Origin of the sequence: Nonlabens ulvanivorans (genome assembly GCF_000732625.1) — a bacterium.
GTDB classification, from domain to species: Bacteria; Bacteroidota; Bacteroidia; order Flavobacteriales; family Flavobacteriaceae; genus Nonlabens; species Nonlabens ulvanivorans.
Window position 1 is genome coordinate 543,328 of record NZ_JPJI01000032.1, and the last position, 20,359, is coordinate 563,686.

Consider the following 20,359-nt stretch of genomic DNA (forward strand, 5'->3'; position numbering starts at 1 on the left):
AACTAAATAATTCATTAAAGACTTTCAAAATATTTGTAGTTATCAGAATAAATAATAGAAACGATTTTACTACCATAATATCTAGTTGTCCCAAATTTGACACCTAAGGTTTTAAGCTTTTTCAACATGGCTTTATAGGTTTGTAATTCTCCAGAACGATTTGTGTCGTCAAAAACAATTGTAAAATTGTTGAAATCAATCAGGTGTTCAAGGTTTTGAAGAACATCATTTCTAGAAAAATTCTTTGTTCCATGTGGACCATCAATAATTATAACCTCGTAGGTTCCAAAACAACCTAAGGTCTCAAAACCTACATAATTTAAGGATTTATAATTTCCGTTGTAAGTAGACTTCTCAACTTCAAAGTATTTAATTTCAGTACAGTCATAAAGGTTAGAAGAAGGAAAAAATGAAATCCATTCTTTATTGTGTTCAACAACAAAATGTTTACAATCATCAATAGTATGATTTATAAATGTGGATAAAAATTTTGTCGATTCACCTAGACCAATTTCTAATACTCGTTTAGGTTTTACACTATTTACTATTCTATGGGTTAAGTATAACAAAGTGTAATTACAAGCAAATCTTCCGATATTAAGAGATAGGTCATTTAAAAAACTATAACCTCTTATGCTGTCAGAATATACATTCGCCCATATGATCTCATTTAAATGTCTTATAACAGGTAACTTATAGTAGTGATGTGTTAGCCATTTCTTCATATAAAATTTATTATTTTTTTATTTATTATTTCAAATATGCTTCATACATCATCTCTACACCTTTTTCAAGATCGACCTCGTGTTTCCAGCCCAGTTCATGCAGTTTAGTAACGTCTGTAAGTTTGCGCGGTGTACCGTCTGGTTTTGTAGCATCCCAATCTAGCTTTCCTTCATAACCTACCGTTTTTTTAATCAGTTCTGCGAGGTCTTTTATAGCGATATCTTCTCCGGTTCCTATATTGAGGTGTGTATTTCTTATGTCTTTTTCGCTTCCTTTTACATCAGCAAAGTCTTTGTTTTCCATCAAGTACACACAGGCTTTTGCCATGTCATGTGACCATAGAAACTCTCGCTTTGGTGAGCCAGTTCCCCATAAAGCGATGCCATTTTCTGTGATACCGTGTTTTTGTAATTCCGCTTTCGCGAAAGCGATATCATCAACACCTAAATCATCCATTAATGCCTGCTCATTACCATCCATTAATAATTTACCTAGGTGCATTTTACGAATTAGCGCTGGCAGTACATGTGATTTCTCTAAATCAAAATTATCGTTAGGACCATATAAATTAGTAGGCATTACAGAGATAAAATTGGTGCCATATTGTAAGTTATAGCTCTCACACATCTTGATCCCAGCGATTTTTGCGACCGCATAAGGCTCGTTTGTATATTCTAGCGGTCCAGTAAGTAAACTGTCCTCTGGCATAGGTTGTGGTGCCATTTTAGGATAAATACAAGTGCTTCCCAGAAACAATAATTTCTTAACTCCATTTAAATAACTATGATGAATCACGTTATTCTGGATCATGAGATTTTTATAGATAAAATCTGCCCTGTAAGTGTTGTTTGCTACGATACCACCTACACTCGCCGCTGCAAGAAAGACGAATTCTGGTTTTTCAGTTACAAAAAAGTCTGCTGTGGCTTGTTGATTTGTAAGGTCTAACTCTTTGTGAGTTTTAAGAACAAAATTTGTGTAACCTAATTTTTTTAACTCACTAACGATGGCGCTTCCTACAAGACCACGATGTCCAGCGACGTATATTTTTGAATCTTTATTCATTATTCAAAGTAGTTGTTAATTCTATAACCACCACTTTTCAAATATTCTTCTCGAGACATTAAATGTAAATCACTTTTCATCATGTCATTAACGAGTTCTTGAAGGGCGATTTCTGGAACCCAACCTAGTTTTTCTTTGGCTTTAGTAGGATCACCTATCAATAAATCTACCTCTGTAGGACGGAAATATCGAGGATCTACCGCCACCACTTCTTTACCTATTTCTAGCTGATAATCTGGATTTGAGCAGGACTTTACCGTTCCTTTCTCATCCACGCCTTCACCATTAAATTCTAGTTCTATACCTACGTACTGAAAAGCCATACGTACAAAGTCTCTTACGCTAGTCGTTGTTCCTGTCGCGATAACCCAATCTTCTGGCTCATCGTGTTGTAAGATCATCCACATCATGCGTACATAATCTTTAGCGTGTCCCCAATCTCTTTTGGCATCTAGGTTACCTAAATACACTTTATCTTGAAGTCCTTTTACAATTTTAGAAGTCGCACGTGTAATTTTTCTAGTCACAAATGTTTCTCCACGTACTGGAGATTCATGGTTAAAAAGAATCCCATTACAAGCAAACATACCATAAGCTTCACGGTAATTTACCGTTGCCCAGTAAGCATACATTTTTGCCACCGCATAAGGACTGCGCGGATAGAATGGAGTCGTTTCTGATTGTGGAATTTCTTGCACCTTACCATACAATTCTGAGGTAGATGCTTGATAGACTTTGGTCTTTTTCTCCATTCCCAGCAAGCGTACTGATTCTAAAATACGCAATGCTCCTATCCCATCTGCATTTGCTGTGTATTCTGGCATTTCAAAAGAAACTTGAACGTGTGACATAGCCGCAAGATTATAAATCTCGTCTGGCTGAGTTTCCTTGATGATTCTAGTCAGGTTAGTCGTATCTGTAAGGTCACCATAATGCAATTTGAACTTCACATCAGTCTCGTGTGGATCTTGATACAGATGATCGATACGATCTGTATTAAACAATGAAGCACGGCGCTTAATACCGTGTACTTCATATCCTTTTTTTAATAAAAACTCACTTAAATAAGCACCATCCTGACCGGTTACACCAGTGATTAATGCTACTTTATGATTCTTTTCAGACATATTCTAATTGTAAAGCTGTAAAAATAAGGTTTCCTTAAGACTTATACCTAGCCACTACCCTATCTAATCCATCGCTAATAGATGGAGTTGAATAATTGAAAACCTGTTCTGTTTTTTTACAATCCAGCACACTATAAGCTGGTCGTTTTGCATCTGTTTTAAAAGTGGCCACTGGATTGATAGTTTTATTTAAATCTAATTTTTGATTTATCGCTTTCGCGAAAGCGTACCACGTCATCTCACCTTGATTTGTAAAATGGTAAATACCGTAATTCTTAGGGTCATTATCAATTACATGATTGATAAAATTTGCCACATCTATTGCACTGGTAGGTGAACCAGTTTGCGTATTCACAATGTTTAACTCCTTTACATCAGTACCTGCTACCCATTTGAAAAAATTCTTGCCATTTGCTGCATACAACCAAGAGATTCTAAAAATATAATGTTTACCATTTACTCGAGAAATGGCTTTTTCTCCAGCTAACTTACTGGCTCCATAAACGTTTATAGGATCTGTGTCTTGATCAGGTTGATATGGCATTGCTGCATCGCCTTTAAAAACATAATCTGTAGAAAAATGAACGAGTGTTACCTGGTATTGCTTAGCAATTTGAGCCATTTTTTCAACAGCAAAAGCATTGATTTTAAATGCTTTTTCTTGTTCGGTTTCGGCAAGATCTACAGCTGTGTATGCTGCACAATTGATAATATAATCGGGTTGTACCGTTGCTATCTTTTTATGTAAGCTTTGTGAACAGGTGATGTCTAATTCTTGACTTGAAAATGCATAAACATCACAACCAGATAAAGCGTTTTTTATCGCTATAGCTAACATTCCGTTTGCTCCTGTGATGAGAATTTTTTTCAAGGGTTTGTATTTATCAAACATCGTCTTCTACAAGCTCAGACTGACATTCTGATTATAATTTTAAAAAATCTAATTTTTCATCTTTTTCAGATAGTAAAACAGCACTATCTGGTAATTGCCAATCTATATTTAACGTTGGGTCGTCATATCGTATCCCAAATTCAGTCTCTGGTTGGTAAGTGTTATCTACTTGATAATTTACGATTGCTGTATCTGACAGGACAGAAAAGCCATGCAGGAATCCTCTAGGAACTAAGAGTTGTTTATGATTATCACCACTTAATTCAATGGTGAAATGTTTTAAATAAGTAGGAGAATCTAGTCTGTAATCTACTGCTACATCCAGGATTTTACCTTGTACACAACGCACTAGCTTTGCTTGAGCAGCATCTCCTTTTTGTAAATGTAAACCACGCAGCACTCCATAGCTTGAAAAGGACTCGTTATGTAATACAAATGGTGGATGATTAGGAAACGCTTTCGCGAAAGCGTATTTATCATGTCTAATACTGAAATAACCGCGATCATCACCAAAAACAGGTGGCTCGATGATGTAGCAGTCTTTTAACGGAGTTTCTTTTACAATCATTTCTCTGTAAGTCTCATCAAATAATCTCCATAACCACTTTTTATAAGAGGTTGTGCGAGGTTTTTGAGTTGTTGCTTCTCAATATATCGCTTGCGATAAGCTACTTCTTCTATAGAGCCTATTTTTAAGCCTTGACGCTGTTCGATTACTTGTACAAACTGACTGGCTTGCATTAAGGATTCAAACGTGCCTGTATCGAGCCATGCAGTTCCTTGATCGAGCACATTTACTTTAAGTCTGCCTCGATTAAGGTATACGTTATTAATGTCTGTAATTTCTAATTCACCACGATGTGATGGTTGTATATATTTTGCAATTTCTACTACCTCATTATCATAGAAATAAATTCCGGGAACGGCATAGTTTGAACGTGGCTCTATAGGTTTTTCCTCTATGCTGGTTACTCGCATATTTTCATCAAAATCTACCACACCGTATCGTTGTGGATCATTTACATGATAAGCAAAAATAACTCCACCTTCTGGGTTCACACTTTCTTGAAGTGCTTTTTCAAGACCTGTTCCATAGAAAATATTATCTCCTAAAATTAGAGCAACACTATCTTCTCCTATGAAATCAGCGCCTATAATAAACGCTTCTGCCAGACCATTAGGATTTTCTTGAACGGCATATTCAAACCTACAGCCCAGTTGAGATCCATCACCTAATAAATTTTTAAAAAGTGGTTGATCTTGTGGTGTAGAGATGATTAATATTTCCTGAATTCCTGCACTCATTAATGTTGAGATAGGATAATATATCATAGGCTTATCATAGATAGGCATTAACTGCTTACTCACACTTAAAGTAAGTGGATGCAGCCTAGTACCACTACCACCGGCTAGAACTATTCCTTTCATGCGTTATATTTTTTGAGATACCACTCTACTGTTTTTTTGATTCCGGTAGTAAAGGTTTCTGCAGGTTGCCAATTGAAGTCTTCTTCAATCTTTGATGGATCAATTGCATAACGGTAGTCATGTCCTGGACGATCATTTACATAAGTTATTTGTGCCGCATAAGGTTGTCCATCTTTACGAGGTTGAACCTCATCTAATATGGAACAAATATGATTTGCTATATCTATATTCCTTATTTCGTTTTTCCCACCTACATTATAATTTTCTCCAGCACTTGCATTTTCTAAAACAGTATGTAAGGCCTGACAATGGTCTGTTACATATAACCAATCACGCACGTTTTTACCATCACCATAAATGGGAATAGAATCACCATTTAATGCTTTTCTTATCACGACAGGTATTAACTTCTCATCATGCTGTCTAGGTCCATAGTTATTGCTACAGTTTGTGATTACCGCAGGAAAACCATAAGTATGCACATAACTCATTACTAAATGATCACTGGCTGCTTTACTTGCACTGTATGGACTGCTAGGAGCATAAGGTGTTTTCTCTGTGAAAAAACCGTCATCTTCTAAGCTTCCATAAACCTCGTCTGTAGAGATGTGGAGAAATCTAGATTGTTGTTGTTTTGTGCTAAAATCAGGTTTAAAAACTCGTGGTTTTTCCATCCATAATTGATAGCTCGCATGCAACAAATTAAAAGTTCCGTTTACATTAGTTTCTATAAAGACCTGAGGATTTTCAATACTATTATCTACATGGGACTCTGCCGCGAGATGATACACTTTATCAAATTGATAGTCTTCAAATAGCTTATTAATAAATACCGCGTCGCATATATCTCCTTCTATAAAAGTGAGTCGATCATGCTTAAAGTTATGTGCAAAACCTAAGTCTGCAGCATAGGTAAGCTTATCTAAATTATAAATGTGGGCACCGGTATTTGTAAGTAAGTATTCAATAAGATTACTTCCTATAAAACCTGCTCCACCGGTAACTAATATTTTAAGCATTCTGTTTTTCGTAGTTTTTCAAAAATCTCCAAACTAGTGGGAATAATGCAATTAAAAGCCCAAATCCTAGACCTATAAAAGCTCCTTTAAGACGATAATGCTTTTTTTCTATTACACCTTTTTTGATATACTGAGAAACGACATTTATCGTGCTACTATAGCTATACTTATCTTGTCTTACACTAGACATTTGATAGAGTATATTTCTTTTTTGATCAAATAGGTTTTTTAATGCTTCAGATGGTTTTTGATCTCCTAGGTATAAATTAGTGCCATTTCCACCTTGTACATCACTAGATTTAATAGCTGTTTGATAAGCCGCGATTAAAGAGTCTAGTTCTATTAATTGATAACTCATAGATTTAAGATCAAAATCTGCCGTTTCTTTAAGTGCTTGTTGCTCTGACTTTATGATTGAGTTTTCTTTTACTCTAATTACATCATCTATTAAATTTTCAAGAACCGTTCTATCTTTAGATGCTACTTCAATTAATTGATATTGATAGTCTTGATCACGTTTTGCTGCTTTAAAACCTTCAAAAGTGAAGTTCTCTAAAGCCATCGTATCGGACTTTCTAGCCAGCTGATCATATTCTTCTAAAAGTTCTGTATCATTAAACTCTGGACGTATACTTAACGAAGTGATTTTTGAAGTTTTATCTTCAGAGGTATTTAATTCTTGAGATAACTTTTCAAAGTCTTCTTGTTCTACTAACGACTGATAATAATTAATGTTAGAAATCAATTGACCAGCACTTTTAAAATTGGGCTGCACTACTATTTGAGCTGTAAACTGATCACCAGATTTTAAATTTAAATACCAACCTAACGCAATACCGGCAATAGAAGTAATTGCGATAATGATTAAATTTTTCTGAATAAAAATCAGGAATAATATTAAAAAGTGACCTATACCTTTAAGTAAATTACCTATACCGGTAAAAATGTTTTTAAATCCATTACTAATCCAGACAAAAACGGGAACTAAATCTACTTCTTGCTCTTGATTATTCTGTGGTTGGTTTTCCATGAAAATCGATGATTTTATTTATTCAAATATAATTGAAGTTTATTTCTACCTAAAAACGATAATAGGAGGCTTAAATTATAATTCTGTACTTATTTCTGAAGCAACACTGTTCTCCATGATCTGTTCAAGGATTTTTTCAGTAATGACGTATACTGGTTTTACTCCTGTAAGACCTAATCCACCACTGGCAAGTGTATGACCTGTTTTTAAAGGATTATCACTAGCATAATATGCATATCGCACATTAATCTTTTTATTGATACTGCGACGTACTCTAGAGGCAGCTTGTATCGCTTTTTGATAATGTGCACCTTCCATCTCTAGACCTATCACACGCCAGCTCGAACTATAGAAAAACTGTAATAGATCTTTATTTTGTAAAGATGTCCCTAATACAGTAACCATAGAACCGGCTACTACATTAATACCATCTGTTTTTAAATCTTTTTTAGTCAGTTTATTTTTAAATGGATAGTTGTCTGCAGTACCTTCAAAAACGTGGGCATCTGGAACCATGATATCTCCTTTATCACCTTCTAGAATACCTGCTTTACCCATGATGTTAATTGACTTCATGTTCATTAAATGCAGCTTACCATTCTCATCTTTATATGGCTTTAACAATTCATCCATGGTCTCATAAGCTTGTTCTCCAAAAGCATAATCCATGACTATAAGCACTGGCTTTGTGTTTTCCTCGCTTTCGCGGAAGCTAACTGAACAAAAGTCTACATCCATGTACTGGCACTGAGACATATCAAAAATCTGTACATCTATATTAGTACCGCTTTCATCCTTAAGGTAGGACATTCCATTTGCGAGCGCGTGCTTTTTAATAGCATCGCGATCTTTTTTTGCAGCGTCATTACTAAGAGTCGCAAACAACTCCATGCGGTCACTATTTTTAAGCTTTGCCTCAAGTGCTTTAGGACCGTAAAGTGAATTCATTACACTGTGCAGATTTGCACTAATGATATGTAATGGTCTATCAAAAAGATTGTGGTCTACTAGATGTTGCTTGATGCGTAACGCCCATTTATCTCCATGAATATGGTGACCCAGACGTTCTCTTAAAACAGGAGAGAATGTCACCAATCTCTTTTCCTCATCTAGGATTTCCTTCTTTGCAAGATTACCTAAATGATAGATGGTACTTAAAAACTGATGAGGATTTTTTGCAGTTGCAAAATCATTATAAACGCTCATCACTTCTTCAAAAGTGCGCCCTAATATAGTTGCTACATGTGTAACGGCAACTTCTTTTTCTTGCTGTGTTAGTTTTGTTTTTCCTATTACTGCTTCTAGACATTTCCAGTCGCGAGTTGTACTACCATTGTCACCGACTAGTACTTGCTTCATAATCTTATGAGATTCTATCATAAGAAAAGTTAGGTGCGTCAGTATATCATAAATCTCTGAGCGTCCTCGAGTAACCTCTATATTCATCTGGTGCTTATCGATGCGATAGCAGTTGCGACGTCTCTTTTTAGGAATAATCGCTTTAAAATGAGAACCTTGATAACCTTCATCACTAGTTAAATTGATGTAAGAACACTCTTCAATACCTTCTGGTAAACGGTCCATCACATAAAGTAAACCACTAAGTTCTATTTTCTCCTCAGCAATAGAGCCGTAGATCTCTGGCCTTAAGGTAAGGAGTGATTCTCTTAAAGATTCTCCACTCACGCCCATAGGTTTATAAAAGCCACGATTAAATAAATGTCGCATGGTTATATACATGCGTTCAATGGCATTAGTACTTTCTTGGGCTCTTGTGCGTGGTTCTACGTTAAGTATAGGCATATAATAAATTTCCTAGCAAAGATAGTTATTTAACTAGTCTATACAGCGATAACAACTATTTGCAGCCTATTATATGATTGTAAAATTAATTTTAGAAAATTATTTAAATTATAATCTCTCTAAGACCTCAGCAATCTTACGATCATTAGAGAGTCGCGGTAACTTATTTTGTCCACCTAGCTTACCTATGGTTTTCATGTATTGCTTAAATCCATTTTCAACAACTTGCTTAATAATAAGAGGTTGCAAAACTTTACCAACTATTAAATCATCGTAGTAACTATTTTGCTCGCGCATTTTAAGATCTAAAGTTGCTTTAAACTTTTCTAGGTCTTTAGGTTTTTCACCAAACTCTATAAACCACTCATGATAAGGTAATTCATCATTATCTGGGGCAAGTTGTGGTGCAACAGTAAATTCATTAATCACAATATTGTGTATGGCAGCGGCTTCTTTCATGGCATGCTCTACTTCTTTACCTATGACATGTTCTCCACTTGCACTGATGTAGTGCTTGATACGACCAGTTACTATAACGCGATACGGACTGGTAGAGGTAAAAGCAATTGTATCACCTATGTTATATGCCCATAAACCAGCAGTTGTAGAAATAATAAGCACATAATTCACACCGATCTCCACCTCACCTATAGTTAAACGTGGTGCATTTTCTTCAAAAAATTGATCTGCAGGAATAAACTCATAAAAAATTCCAGCATCTAATAACAATAGCATTCCTTTCACATCTTGTTTATCTTGATATGCAAAAAATCCTTCACTTGCTGGAAAAAGCTCAATGCTATCTACTTTTCTACCTATAAGCTGTTCAAATTTAGGCCTGTATGGCTCAAAATTTACACCACCATAAATGAAGAGGTTGAATTCTGGAAATACATCACCTACTTTTTTGCCAGTACGTTGTACAATGCGTTCAAAATACATTTGTACCCAACTAGGGATTCCAGAAATGATACCCATATTCTCAGGTAAGGTTTCATCAATAATTGCTTCTACCTTAGTTTCCCAATCTTCAATACAGTTAGTTTTCCAGGACGGCAGACGGTTTTTTTGTAAGTATCCCGGTACATAATGGGCTACAATTCCACTTAATCTACCTAACTGAACACCATTCTTATCTTCCATTTCAGGACTACCTTGCAAGAAAATCATTTTGTGATCTACAAAAGCTGCTTTACCTGTCTCGTGGATGTAACTTAAAATGGCATTACGAGCAGCATTGACATGCTCTGGCATAGATTCTTTAGTAATAGGAATATATTTTGCACCACTAGTAGTCCCAGAGGTTTTTGCATAATACAGTGGTTTTCCAGGCCATAAAATATCTGATTCGCCGGCCACAACTCTATCTACAAATGGCCTTAATTCTTCATAATCTCTTACGGGTACTTTTTCAATAAAAGTAGCGTGTGAATCTATATCTTGAAAAGAATGTGCTTTACCGAAAGCGGTATCTCGAGCAGTCTTAATGAGATGTTTAAAAACCTTTTCTTGTGTAGCCACTGGTTGAGTAGACCATTTACGAGTTTGCCTATCAATGATAGCTGCAAAAACCTTTGCTGCGAATGATTTTATTGACATTACTGAAAGTTGATAAAATTAGTTGGGTCTTGTGGATAGCCGTCCATCCACAATTCAAAATGTAAATGTGGTCCATTAGTTAACTCACCCGTATTACCTACAATTCCGATTACCTCACCAGCTTGTACTTGATCGTTTTGTTTTTTACTCAATGTAGCCATGTGCTTATAAACGGTAATTACACCATAAGAATGTTCCATAAGTATGGTGTTTCCAGTGTCTGTACTCCAACCTGCAAAAATCACTGTGCCATCTGCCGCAGCTTTTACTGGTGAATTTGCTGCAGATGTAATATCTACGGCATAATGTTTTTTTTCTGCATTAAAACCATCTGATATAGTACCAGTTACAGGTGTAAAGAATATAAAATTAGTACGACTAGTTGCTCCTTCTATCACGTTAAACTTATCCTCACGATCCACTTCTTCTCGCAATAAGCTATCTTCTTCAATAGGGATTGGTAAGTTCTCTTGATTTGCAGTTTCTACTTTTGCAATACTGTCTATTCTAGCATATTCTGCGGCAGTGATGTTACCACTTAACACCATTTGAATACGATCATATTTTTGTTGTTGCAATTGAATTGAGGTCAGTAAAGAGTCTGTTTTATTTTCTAGGGTTATAACATCTTTAGTAAGTTTAGTACTGGCATAACCAGGTATGAATTCTCTTAACGGTGTAAATGCTATTAAGACCGTAGTTAATCCTATAAGGATGATAGCAGATAGTACTGTAACTATAAAAACATTTAATCTAGTTAAGTTTAAAGAAAAGCGTTCTTCAAAAGTATCGTCATTGAGCACCACCATTCGATAGCGATGCAACCATTTTCTCTTAAGTTTTCCTTTTTCCTTTTTAGTAGCCATGAGCGTCTTTAACGAATTTCAAAGATAAAATAATATAATAGCTCACACGTTATTTCTATACAATGCTATTCTTACTAATCATCAACTTTAAGTATGCTTTAAAATTGTCTTCTTAAGGATAATTATAGCTCAATAGGAATGGGCTACCCTTTTACTTTTTATAAAACAAGTAATTTTAACGTCATTATTAAAAGTTTGAAAGAGTTCATTGTATCTTTGTAATGTTTTTAAAACACATATTATGTTAGCAAACTTTATTTTAGGAATGCCTGGTTATGGTAGTATTATATTAATAGCGCTAGTAGTGTTATTAATTTTTGGAGGTAAAAAAATACCAGAATTGATGCGCGGTTTAGGTGGTGGAATTAAAGAATTTAAAGACGCTACTAAAGAAGACAAAGCAAATAATGATCAAATAGACTCTAACAACTAGTCTAAATCATACCATATTAAAAGCCCTTTCAACAATGTTGAAAGGGCTTTTTATTTATAATCACAAAGTGTTATTTAATCTTCTTGGGATATAAATTTCACGCTTTTTAATATCGATTCTAGTTCAAAAAGATAATTGCGTTGCTTTGCACTAGGTGCAAAAATGTAACCTTCTATAACTAGCCAGTTATTTTTTTCTTTGTTATAAATCGCATAATTAAGAAAAGGTCCAGACATAAACTGTCCGCTAACTTCCCATAATCCTTTTGTTTCATAAGCAAATTTACCGTCCACCTGACTTTCATTTACATAAGGTGAGAATGCACGTTCAGTTATAAATTCTCCATTATCCACTGGCACTTTTAAAGAACCTACAGAATCTCTTACTTTAGTAATACTAGCTACGACATTAGAATCTTGAGGAATCTTATCACGATCTACTTCATAGATCATAATATCCATCGTACCTTCTTTAATATTGCGTCGCAACCAGAAAAAATCTTTATCATCTGGTGCCGCATACCTATAAGATCTAGGTGCTATTAGTTCAATGCCGAATCGTTCTTTAATCTGATCAACATTAAGCCCTACTTTTTTCATCAAGCGTTGCTTTTCCTTAATCTCACCATCATTAAATATGGTTTTAATTTGCTGTGCATTAGTAATGATTTGTTCTATAACCCCAGCAGCATCTTTACCTCTTATGATAACACCAGTCTGTGGATTTGCATATAAACCGGTCGTGACGGTTACACCTGGCTCCTTATTAGAAGTCTCAACCTTTAAATAATTACGGTTTTTCATTAACAATCCTGCAAATGAATCTGGCTCTATCTGGTTAAGAGAGAACTGTGGTTCTTCACGCACTAATCCATCTACAGGTGCTGCTAGAATCTGTCTAATACTATCACCTACTTCATTCTCCCATAAATCATTGTCAATCACTAATAAAATATCATTCATTCTACCAGCGCTATCTGTTACGATTACCGGCGCATCGTTGCAACCAGTTAATGTGATCATTGCGAGAAATATGTAAACTATGGATCTCATAAGAGTATTATTTAAGTTTTAAAGTGGTACCTGGTTGTAAATCTTCGGTTTTACCAGGATTCAATTTTCTAATTTGAGCAATAGTTATGCCATAGGTGTTTGCGATTTTCCATAAGCTATCACCACTTTTTACTTTATAACTACCAGGTGCTTTTTTTGAACTAGTAGAGCCACTCGTAATAGGTTTTCTAGGATGTATATACAACCGTTGTCCAATTTTTAAATTATTACTACGCAAGCTGTTCCATCTTTTCAATTGGCTAACTTTCACTCCATATTTATTAGCAATTTTACCTAGATAGTCTCCATTTTTAACCCGATAAACGACACGAGACTCTGCTTTAACGAGTTCTGGTAAAGGTTTTTCTTTTTTGTCTAATTCTGCTTTCGCGAAAGCGTATACCGCATCCTCACTACTCACAAATTTCCCTGCTGCTCTTACCGGCAATCTGAGATAATAATTTCTACCAGATACTGCTGGGATGATATCTAATTTATAACTAGGGTTATGAAATTGAATAGTTTCTATATCCTCATCAGTAAATTGAGCAACATGCTCTAGGGAAATCATTTTCTTAACACGTATGGTATCAGTTGCGATTGTTTTATATGCTGTTTGTGCAGGTTGAAAACCATGCTCACTTGCATAAGTGTATAAATATACCATAGCCTGAAATGCAGGTACATAACCAGCGGTTTCCCGTGGTAAGTAAGGTCTTAAATTCCAGTAGTTTTTATATCCACCACTACGTCTTATGGCTTTATTCACATTTCCGGGACCAGAGTTATATGCCGCTAATGCTAGATCCCAATCTCCATAGATATTATATAAACTCTTTAAGAATTTACATGCTGCTTCTGTAGATTTTATAGGGTCCATGCGTTCATCAACATAAGAATTTACCTCAAGATCAAAATCGCGACCTGTAGCAAACATGAATTGCCATAATCCTGTAGCACCTACCCTACTTTTTGCTCTAGGATCTAATGCACTTTCCACTACAGCTAGATACTTCATCTCTAGTGGAATATCATATTTATCTAACATTTCTTCAAATAGCGGAAAATAATAATCGCTCAAAGTCATCAAACGCTCCATATAGATACGTTGATGACTCAGCTTTTTATTGATTAATTGTTCTAGTACAGGATTATAATCTATTTGAAAAGGTGTGGTCTCATTAATACGTTTCAGACGTGCTTTAAGTGTGTCTGTAGGTAGCGTTTTCATAACAGCCTCACTATAATCCATTTGTATAACTTCATCATACATATAATCATACATATCATTGTTATACAGCTCTTTAAGTAAGTTCTCATCAAATTTATCTACCTCGGGATATTCATTAATCGCAGCAGTAGCAATTGTTATTACAGGAATATTTACCATAGAGGTAGTGTCAGTTACTACCTCTATAGTTGGTTTTATAGAGTCTGTTACAGTTGTAATTTGTTGTTCTTTTTCCTGATTTTTTTTGAATTCTTCATAGGTGATTATACGTCCTGTAGTGGTCGTACTATCAGGTGAGACTTGCGCCATAGTCACCATAGATAACGCAAAAAAGAATAAAAAGAATTTATACATGTATTGTTTTAAGAATTAATCCAATATGGCAGCAATACCAGGAAGTGTTTTACCTTCTAGCATTTCTAGCATTGCACCACCACCGGTAGAGACATAACTTACTTGATCATCAAAACCAAATTGTTTTACCGCAGCAACAGAATCACCACCACCTACTAAAGAAAATGCTCCTGCAGCAGTAGATGCTGCGACAGATTTACCTAAAGAAATAGTACCATGAGAAAATGGCTCAAGCTCAAAAACACCTGCTGGACCATTCCATAAAATAGTTTTGGCCTGCATTAATACAGTATGAAATTGTGATCTAGACTTCTCTCCTATATCTAATCCCATCCAACCATTTGGGATAGCGTCAATAGCTGCATTATCTATGGTTGCGTGCTCAGAAAAAGCATCGGCAGTAATAGCATCTACAGGTAAGTGTATGTTAGTATTTTTTGATTTGGCTTTTTCAAGAATTTCAAGTGCTAATTCCATTTTATCGTCTTCACAGAGAGAATCCCCTATTTTACCACCTTGCGCTTTGATAAAGGTATATGCCATACCACCTGCGATAATAAGATCATCAACTTTATCGAGTATATTTTCAATAACGGTGATCTTAGATGAAACTTTTGCACCACCTAAAATCGCTACGACTGGTTTATCTGGAGTTTCCAACACTTTATTCAAGCTCTCAATCTCTCTTGTCATTAAGTGACCAAAGCATTTTTCATCAAAATATTGAGCAATTATTGCTGTAGATGCATGTGCTCTATGTGCGGTACCAAATGCGTCGTTTACATATACGTCTCCTAATTGAGATAACGCTTTCGCGAAAGCGGAATCACCAGCAGTTTCTTCACTGTGAAACCTTAAGTTTTCTAATAAGAGAACTTCACATGGCTGTAGATTTGCAGCTGCTTGTTGAGCGGCATCGCCTATACAATCATCCACAAACTTTACCTGAACACCTAATATATCAGTAGCAGCGGCAACGATGTGCTTTAAAGAAAATTCTTCTTGATTTCCTTTAGGGCGACCTAGATGTGACATAAGTATTACTGAGCCTTCATCTTCTAGAATTTTAATGATGGTATCTTTTGCCGCAAGGATACGAGTCGCATCCGTTACTTCAAAATCATCATTGAGCGGCACGTTAAAGTCAACTCTTACTAAGGCTTTTTTATCTTTAAAATTGATATCGTTAATAGTCTTCATAGTTATATGTTGTGAATGGTCACAAATATAGCGGTTATGATACAACCTCGCGCCTATACTTTTATATTTGCATTATGCGATATCAAGATATCATAGGACTAGAACATCTTAAGACACATTTACAAACCACGGTTGAAAATGGTAGGATTGCACACGCGCAATTAATGGTAGGTCCTACAGGAAGTGGTGTTTTACCACTAGCACTGGCGTATGCCAGAAGTATATTATGTAATTCTAATAATGATAGATGTGATGCCCAAATGGATCAAATCGCACATCCAGATTTACATTTTGCTTATCCTGTAGCAAATAATGCAAAGATTAAAGCCAAAGCAGTATCTGATGATTTTATTGCAGAATGGCGAGAGTTTTTAAAAACACAACCTTATGGTAGCCTTGCAGATTGGTATCAAGCCATTGAGATTGAAAAAAAGCAAAGTAAAATAGGTGTTGATGAGGCTAAAAGAATAGTTTCTAAATTGAGTCTCAAATCCTATGAAGGTGGATATAAAGTTTTAATAATTTGGGGTGCGGATAAATTAAATACCGAGGCTTCTAACAAATTATTGAAACTGATTGAAGAGCCACCGGCAAAAACAGTCTTTTTACTAATCGCTGAAGATGAAGATCAAATCATCAATACTATTAAATCAAGGTGCCAGCTTTTACATGTTCCTAAATTAAATAGTGAATCTATCGCTAATGGACTACTTGAAAGAAACGGTTTAGAAATAACACGTGCTCAACAAATCGCAAGACAGTCAAATGGTGATTATAATAAAGCTGTACAGTCGATTCATAACATATCTGAAGATACTGATTTTGAAAAATGGTTTGTAACCTGGGTACGTACCGCATTTGCAGCACGTGGTCGCAAGTCTGCAATAAACGATTTAATTGCGTGGGCAGATATGATAGCCGCAACTAATCGAGAAACTCAAAAACGCTTTTTATTATATTGCCTAGAATATTTCAGACAAGCAATGCTACTTAATTACAAAGCAAATAGTGCGGTTTATTTAACACCGCAAATGCCAGATTTTAAATTAGAAAAGTTTGCTCCATTTATAGAAGGTCATCGTATACAACCTATAAGTGATGAAATAGAGAAGGCTATTTACCATATTGAAAGAAATGGTAATGGTAAAGTCATTCTAACAGACCTAGCAATAGGACTTACTCGTCTTATTCATAAATCTGCTTAAAAGTAGTTAACATGTTGAAAATTAGGAATTAATTATAAAAAGGTAGTAATTTTACCTTTCGTTAAAAATTCTTTCTGTTGATTACTTATTCAGGTCCCATTTTAATTTTAGTTTTTTTGCTGTTAACAATAATTATTTCTGCTTATGAAAAATTATTTGTTTGGAATAAGACTCTCAAGGATTATGTAGAAATGTATAAAAACCATCTACCGCCTTTTTTAGTGAAACTATCTTTAATTATAATTTTAGGCCTTGAGATAATTGTGACCTCATTCCTAGCTTTGGGAATTTATGATATCATAGTTGATCAAGATATCTCCTTGAGCGAAATAGGATTAATAATTACAGGAGTTCTTTTCTTAATTCTACTTATCGGATTGAGAATTTTACAGGATTATCGTGGCGCAGGTAGAACAGCTATTTATTTTCTTCTCGTCGTTTTTGGTCTATTTTGGATACAATCAATATAAACTATTGTTTTTATACATAAAATAAATTAAGTTTATTAAAAACCTTCTAATTAAAGCAATCTACACGGTGTTTTAAATAATATTACACGCAACTACAGTAATATATATAAAAGCCTCTTAAAAGGCTTTAAAATCGTTTTTTAAGGACGTAAACTAGTGAAGATGGTTCTTTAGTGAAGACCGCAGAACAATTAGATAAAAAACCTATACATAAACCATAAAGAAAGGAAAATTTTCTTTTCTGATAACGTGCAGATAATATGGAAACATATAAACTGTCAAACCACATCGGTTTTGTAGTTATTAATTCAAAACGGTCTTGAAAGATATTTCTTATAGCTTCTTTGTTGAAATGATATAAGTGTCGAGGGACGTCATATCCAGCCCATTCATTTTTAAAATATTTTGCATCAAATGAATTATAATTAGGCAGTGCCAAAATTAGAATCCCATCTTTTGTTAACCAGTTTTGGATTTGATTAATTTGCTGTTCAAAATCAGGCACATGTTCAAGAACGTGATACATACTTATAACCTTAATACTTTTTGGTTCTATAGAATCCGTTTGATTTAAAAGTTCGATTCCTTTTCTCGCGGCAAATGATCTTGCTTTTTCACTAGGTTCAAACCCTATAGCATCATAACCCGCATTTTTTAAAATGGCTACGACATCGCCTACTCCAGCACCTATATCCAAAATTTTTCCGTCGATTGCATACTTTGCAATCAACTGTTTTTTGCTCTTAAGGTTCCACCTTTTAGCGAACTGATAACATTTTGCAAAAAAAGAGGTTTGAGAATCATCGTGAGATAGATAATCCTCACTTTCATAATAAGCTTCTAAATGCTTAGGTTGAGGAATCGTTTTAAGAACTGCGGAAGAAGGATCCTTATATAGTTCAAATGATTCTTGAGTTAAAAAATAGTCTTTTAAAGAAAGAAAATGCTCTGAGTAATTATTGTTTTTTTTCATTGTTTCACGTGAAACTATCTTCCCATATGTACTAATAACACCGAAATATCACTAGGAGAAACTCCCGAGATACGAGATGCTTGAGAAACTGTTGCTGGTTGAATTGCTGTTAACTTTTCGCGTGCCTCATAGGAAAGAGACTTAATAGATTTAAAATCATAATCAGATGGAATTTTCACATTTTCTAATCTGTGTAACTTATCAGCATTATCTTTTTCTTTTGCAATGTAGCCAGCATATTTTACATGAACTTCAACTTGTTCTAGAATATCATCATCTAGATCATTAGTTTCAAGATATTCTTTTACCTGAGAAATCGTTTTGATATCCTCTAGATTAATCTGAGGTCTAGAAAAAACTTTAAAAAGCTTATCATTTTGAGTAACTTGTTTAGTACCCTTAGCTACTAACAGATTATTCATTTCTTTAAAATCATAACTTGTATCACGTAAAAACTGAACCATTCTTTCTGATTCTGTAGCTTTACGATCTACTCTTTTGAGAGCTTCATCAGTAACAATACCCAACTCAACAGCTCTAGGTGTTAACCTTAAATCTGCATTATCTTGTCGCAACAACGTTCGATATTCAGCGCGTGATGTAAACATTCTATAAGGTTCCTCAGTTCCTTTAGTAATCAAATCATCCACAAGTACACCAATATAAGCTTCATCTCTTTTTAGAATGAATGGCTCTTCTTCTCTTATTTTACGAACTGCATTAATACCAGCCATTAAACCTTGAGAAGCGGCTTCTTCATATCCTGTAGTACCATTTATCTGACCAGCAAAATATAAACCATCAATAAGTTTAGTCTCTAAGGTATGTTTTAACTGAGTAGGTGGAAAATAATCATATTCAATAGCGTAACCTGGTCTGAAAAACTTCACTTTTTCAAAACCAACCACACTACGTAAAGCTTTAAATTGTACATCCTCAGGTAAAGATGTACTAAAACCATTTACATAAACCTCACAAGTATTCCATCCCTCAGGTTCTACAAATAATTGATGTCTATCCTTATCAGCAAATCGATCTATTTTATCTTCAATACTAGGACAATAACGAGGACCTAAAGATTTAATCCTACCATTAAACATAGGAGATCTATCAAATCCTTCACGCAATAAATTATGAACCTCGGGACTGGTATAGGTCATATGACAATCCCTTTGAGATTTCAGAGATGTAGTAAGATTACTGTAACTAAATTTAGAAGTAATTGCATCGCCTGGCTGTGGCTCCATTCTAGAATAATCTAAAGAACGACCATCAACACGAGGTGGAGTACCTGTCTTCATACGGCCAGATTCAAAACCTAAATCAACTAACTGACCTGTAATACCCGTTGAAGCACGCTCACCTGCCCTACCACCACCAAACTGTTTATCACCAATATGAATCAAACCATTCAAAAAAGTACCATTAGTAAGAACTACAGCTTTAGATCTAATTTCAATACCTAAAGAGGTTCGAACACCAACTACTTTATTACCTTCAATAACTAAACCAGCTACCATTTCTTGATAGAAATCAAGTAACGGAATAGCCTCCAATTGCAACCTCCATTCCTCAGAAAAGCGCATCCTATCATTTTGTGTTCTAGGAGACCACATAGCAGGACCTTTAGATTGATTAAGCATTTTAAATTGAATAGCACTCTTATCTGAAACTATTCCACTCAATCCTCCTAAAGCATCAATTTCTCTAACAATTTGTCCTTTTGCAATACCTCCCATAGCAGGATTACAAGACATTTGTCCAATAGTTTCAAGATTCATAGTAACCAATAATGTACTAGAACCCATATTTGCAGATACAGCTGCGGCTTCACTTCCTGCATGTCCTGCACCAACAACTATTACATCATATTCTTTATCAAACAT

General features: G+C 35.0%; 19 protein-coding genes. 3 read left to right on the forward strand and 16 right to left on the reverse strand.

The window, feature by feature from the left end; genetic code table 11:
* Positions 1 to 14: 14 nt before the first annotated feature.
* The 11 genes from IL45_RS09555 to IL45_RS09605 all read right to left on the reverse strand — a co-directional run bounded on the left by IL45_RS09555 (position 15) and on the right by IL45_RS09605 (position 11,555).
* A complete protein-coding gene (locus IL45_RS09555) occupies positions 15 to 725 on the reverse strand; it encodes a hypothetical protein (RefSeq protein WP_036583228.1) in 711 nt (236 codons plus the stop codon).
* Between the two features lie 25 nt (positions 726 to 750).
* A complete protein-coding gene (locus tag IL45_RS09560; protein ID WP_036583229.1) occupies positions 751 to 1,791 on the reverse strand; it encodes a GDP-L-fucose synthase family protein in 1,041 nt (346 codons plus the stop codon).
* Positions 1,791 to 2,918: a GDP-mannose 4,6-dehydratase gene (gene gmd, locus IL45_RS09565; protein WP_036583231.1), complete on the reverse strand. Its 1,128-nt coding sequence runs from the start codon at positions 2,916 to 2,918 to the stop codon at positions 1,791 to 1,793. The genes IL45_RS09560 and gmd overlap by 1 nt, the downstream gene beginning before the upstream one ends.
* A 34-nt stretch (positions 2,919 to 2,952) precedes the next feature.
* On the reverse strand, positions 2,953 to 3,789 hold the full coding sequence (gene rfbD / locus IL45_RS09570; protein WP_081866632.1) for a dTDP-4-dehydrorhamnose reductase: 837 nt from the start codon (positions 3,787 to 3,789) through the stop codon (positions 2,953 to 2,955).
* A 52-nt stretch (positions 3,790 to 3,841) separates the two neighbouring features.
* Positions 3,842 to 4,378, reverse strand: coding sequence for a dTDP-4-dehydrorhamnose 3,5-epimerase (gene rfbC, locus IL45_RS09575; RefSeq protein WP_036583234.1), 537 nt, complete (start codon positions 4,376 to 4,378; stop codon positions 3,842 to 3,844).
* Positions 4,375 to 5,238, reverse strand: a complete 864-nt coding sequence (gene rfbA, locus IL45_RS09580) for a glucose-1-phosphate thymidylyltransferase RfbA (RefSeq protein WP_036583235.1) — start codon at positions 5,236 to 5,238, stop codon at positions 4,375 to 4,377. The genes rfbC and rfbA overlap by 4 nt, the downstream gene beginning before the upstream one ends.
* The gene (gene rfbB / locus IL45_RS09585; protein ID WP_036583236.1) at positions 5,235 to 6,257 is read right to left on the reverse strand and encodes a dTDP-glucose 4,6-dehydratase; all 1,023 of its coding nucleotides are present in this window, start codon (positions 6,255 to 6,257) and stop codon (positions 5,235 to 5,237) included. Before rfbB ends, rfbA begins: the two co-directional genes overlap by 4 nt.
* The gene (locus tag IL45_RS09590) at positions 6,250 to 7,287 is read right to left on the reverse strand and encodes a hypothetical protein (protein ID WP_036583237.1); all 1,038 of its coding nucleotides are present in this window, start codon (positions 7,285 to 7,287) and stop codon (positions 6,250 to 6,252) included. Before IL45_RS09590 ends, rfbB begins: the two co-directional genes overlap by 8 nt.
* A gap of 75 nt (positions 7,288 to 7,362) precedes the next feature.
* On the reverse strand, positions 7,363 to 9,090 hold the full coding sequence (locus tag IL45_RS09595) for a DUF6909 family protein (protein WP_036583240.1): 1,728 nt from the start codon (positions 9,088 to 9,090) through the stop codon (positions 7,363 to 7,365).
* 108 nt (positions 9,091 to 9,198) lie between these two features.
* Positions 9,199 to 10,689, reverse strand: a complete 1,491-nt coding sequence (locus IL45_RS09600) for a GH3 auxin-responsive promoter family protein (RefSeq protein WP_036583241.1) — start codon at positions 10,687 to 10,689, stop codon at positions 9,199 to 9,201.
* Positions 10,689 to 11,555 (reverse strand): M23 family metallopeptidase, encoded by an 867-nt coding sequence (locus tag IL45_RS09605; protein WP_036583243.1) that lies wholly within the window; start codon positions 11,553 to 11,555, stop codon positions 10,689 to 10,691. The genes IL45_RS09600 and IL45_RS09605 overlap by 1 nt, the downstream gene beginning before the upstream one ends.
* 238 nt (positions 11,556 to 11,793) lie before the next feature.
* Here IL45_RS09605 and IL45_RS09610 point away from each other — a divergent pair, with 238 nt between their 5' ends.
* On the forward strand, positions 11,794 to 11,988 hold the full coding sequence (locus IL45_RS09610; RefSeq protein ID WP_105072209.1) for a twin-arginine translocase TatA/TatE family subunit: 195 nt from the start codon (positions 11,794 to 11,796) through the stop codon (positions 11,986 to 11,988).
* A 74-nt stretch (positions 11,989 to 12,062) separates the two neighbouring features.
* Here IL45_RS09610 and IL45_RS09615 read toward each other — a convergent pair whose 3' ends face one another.
* From IL45_RS09615 to IL45_RS09625, 3 genes are read right to left on the reverse strand one after another with little or no spacing between them, the layout of a single operon-like run.
* Positions 12,063 to 13,040 carry a DUF4837 family protein gene (locus IL45_RS09615; RefSeq protein ID WP_036583245.1) on the reverse strand — a complete coding sequence of 326 codons (978 nt, stop codon included), beginning with the start codon at positions 13,038 to 13,040 and terminating at the stop codon, positions 12,063 to 12,065.
* 7 nt (positions 13,041 to 13,047) lie between these two features.
* Complete coding sequence (locus tag IL45_RS09620) at positions 13,048 to 14,625, reverse strand: lytic transglycosylase domain-containing protein (protein ID WP_036583246.1); 1,578 nt, start codon at positions 14,623 to 14,625, stop codon at positions 13,048 to 13,050.
* Between the two features lie 15 nt (positions 14,626 to 14,640).
* A complete protein-coding gene (locus tag IL45_RS09625) occupies positions 14,641 to 15,825 on the reverse strand; it encodes a phosphoglycerate kinase (protein WP_036583249.1) in 1,185 nt (394 codons plus the stop codon).
* A 74-nt stretch (positions 15,826 to 15,899) separates the two neighbouring features.
* Between IL45_RS09625 and IL45_RS09630 the strand changes: the two genes are divergently transcribed.
* Both IL45_RS09630 and IL45_RS09635 read left to right on the forward strand, forming a co-directional pair.
* Positions 15,900 to 17,030, forward strand: a complete 1,131-nt coding sequence (locus IL45_RS09630) for a DNA polymerase III subunit (protein WP_036583252.1) — start codon at positions 15,900 to 15,902, stop codon at positions 17,028 to 17,030.
* Between the two features lie 221 nt (positions 17,031 to 17,251).
* On the forward strand, positions 17,252 to 17,500 hold the full coding sequence (locus IL45_RS09635) for a hypothetical protein (protein WP_152556348.1): 249 nt from the start codon (positions 17,252 to 17,254) through the stop codon (positions 17,498 to 17,500).
* Positions 17,501 to 17,627: 127 nt separating this feature from the next.
* Here the strand turns inward: IL45_RS09635 and IL45_RS09640 are convergent, their stop codons facing one another.
* Positions 17,628 to 18,473, reverse strand: a complete 846-nt coding sequence (locus IL45_RS09640; RefSeq protein WP_036583254.1) for a class I SAM-dependent methyltransferase — start codon at positions 18,471 to 18,473, stop codon at positions 17,628 to 17,630.
* Between the two features lie 14 nt (positions 18,474 to 18,487).
* Positions 18,488 to 20,359, reverse strand: coding sequence for a tRNA uridine-5-carboxymethylaminomethyl(34) synthesis enzyme MnmG (mnmG, locus tag IL45_RS09645; RefSeq protein ID WP_036583256.1), 1,872 nt, complete (start codon positions 20,357 to 20,359; stop codon positions 18,488 to 18,490).

Excerpts from the sequence above, each read along its gene's own strand:
- IL45_RS09600 (WP_036583241.1), bottom strand. The coding sequence starts at position 10,689 with ATGTCAATAAAATCATTCGCAGCAAAGGTTTTTGCAGCTATCATTGAT.
- rfbC (WP_036583234.1), bottom strand. The coding sequence starts at position 4,378 with ATGATTGTAAAAGAAACTCCGTTAAAAGACTGCTACATCATCGAGCCA.
- rfbB (WP_036583236.1), bottom strand. The coding sequence starts at position 6,257 with ATGCTTAAAATATTAGTTACCGGTGGAGCAGGTTTTATAGGAAGTAAT.
- IL45_RS09605 (WP_036583243.1), bottom strand. The coding sequence starts at position 11,555 with ATGGCTACTAAAAAGGAAAAAGGAAAACTTAAGAGAAAATGGTTGCAT.
- IL45_RS09555 (WP_036583228.1), bottom strand. The coding sequence starts at position 725 with ATGAAGAAATGGCTAACACATCACTACTATAAGTTACCTGTTATAAGA.
- IL45_RS09640 (WP_036583254.1), bottom strand. The coding sequence starts at position 18,473 with ATGAAAAAAAACAATAATTACTCAGAGCATTTTCTTTCTTTAAAAGAC.
- IL45_RS09595 (WP_036583240.1), bottom strand. The coding sequence starts at position 9,090 with ATGCCTATACTTAACGTAGAACCACGCACAAGAGCCCAAGAAAGTACT.
- IL45_RS09625 (WP_036583249.1), bottom strand. The coding sequence starts at position 15,825 with ATGAAGACTATTAACGATATCAATTTTAAAGATAAAAAAGCCTTAGTA.
- IL45_RS09615 (WP_036583245.1), bottom strand. The coding sequence starts at position 13,040 with ATGAGATCCATAGTTTACATATTTCTCGCAATGATCACATTAACTGGT.
- IL45_RS09620 (WP_036583246.1), bottom strand. The coding sequence starts at position 14,625 with ATGTATAAATTCTTTTTATTCTTTTTTGCGTTATCTATGGTGACTATG.
- IL45_RS09630 (WP_036583252.1), top strand. The coding sequence starts at position 15,900 with ATGCGATATCAAGATATCATAGGACTAGAACATCTTAAGACACATTTA.
- IL45_RS09590 (WP_036583237.1), bottom strand. The coding sequence starts at position 7,287 with ATGGAAAACCAACCACAGAATAATCAAGAGCAAGAAGTAGATTTAGTT.
- gmd (WP_036583231.1), bottom strand. The coding sequence starts at position 2,918 with ATGTCTGAAAAGAATCATAAAGTAGCATTAATCACTGGTGTAACCGGT.
- rfbA (WP_036583235.1), bottom strand. The coding sequence starts at position 5,238 with ATGAAAGGAATAGTTCTAGCCGGTGGTAGTGGTACTAGGCTGCATCCA.
- mnmG (WP_036583256.1), bottom strand. The coding sequence starts at position 20,359 with ATGTTTGATAAAGAATATGATGTAATAGTTGTTGGTGCAGGACATGCA.
- IL45_RS09560 (WP_036583229.1), bottom strand. The coding sequence starts at position 1,791 with ATGAATAAAGATTCAAAAATATACGTCGCTGGACATCGTGGTCTTGTA.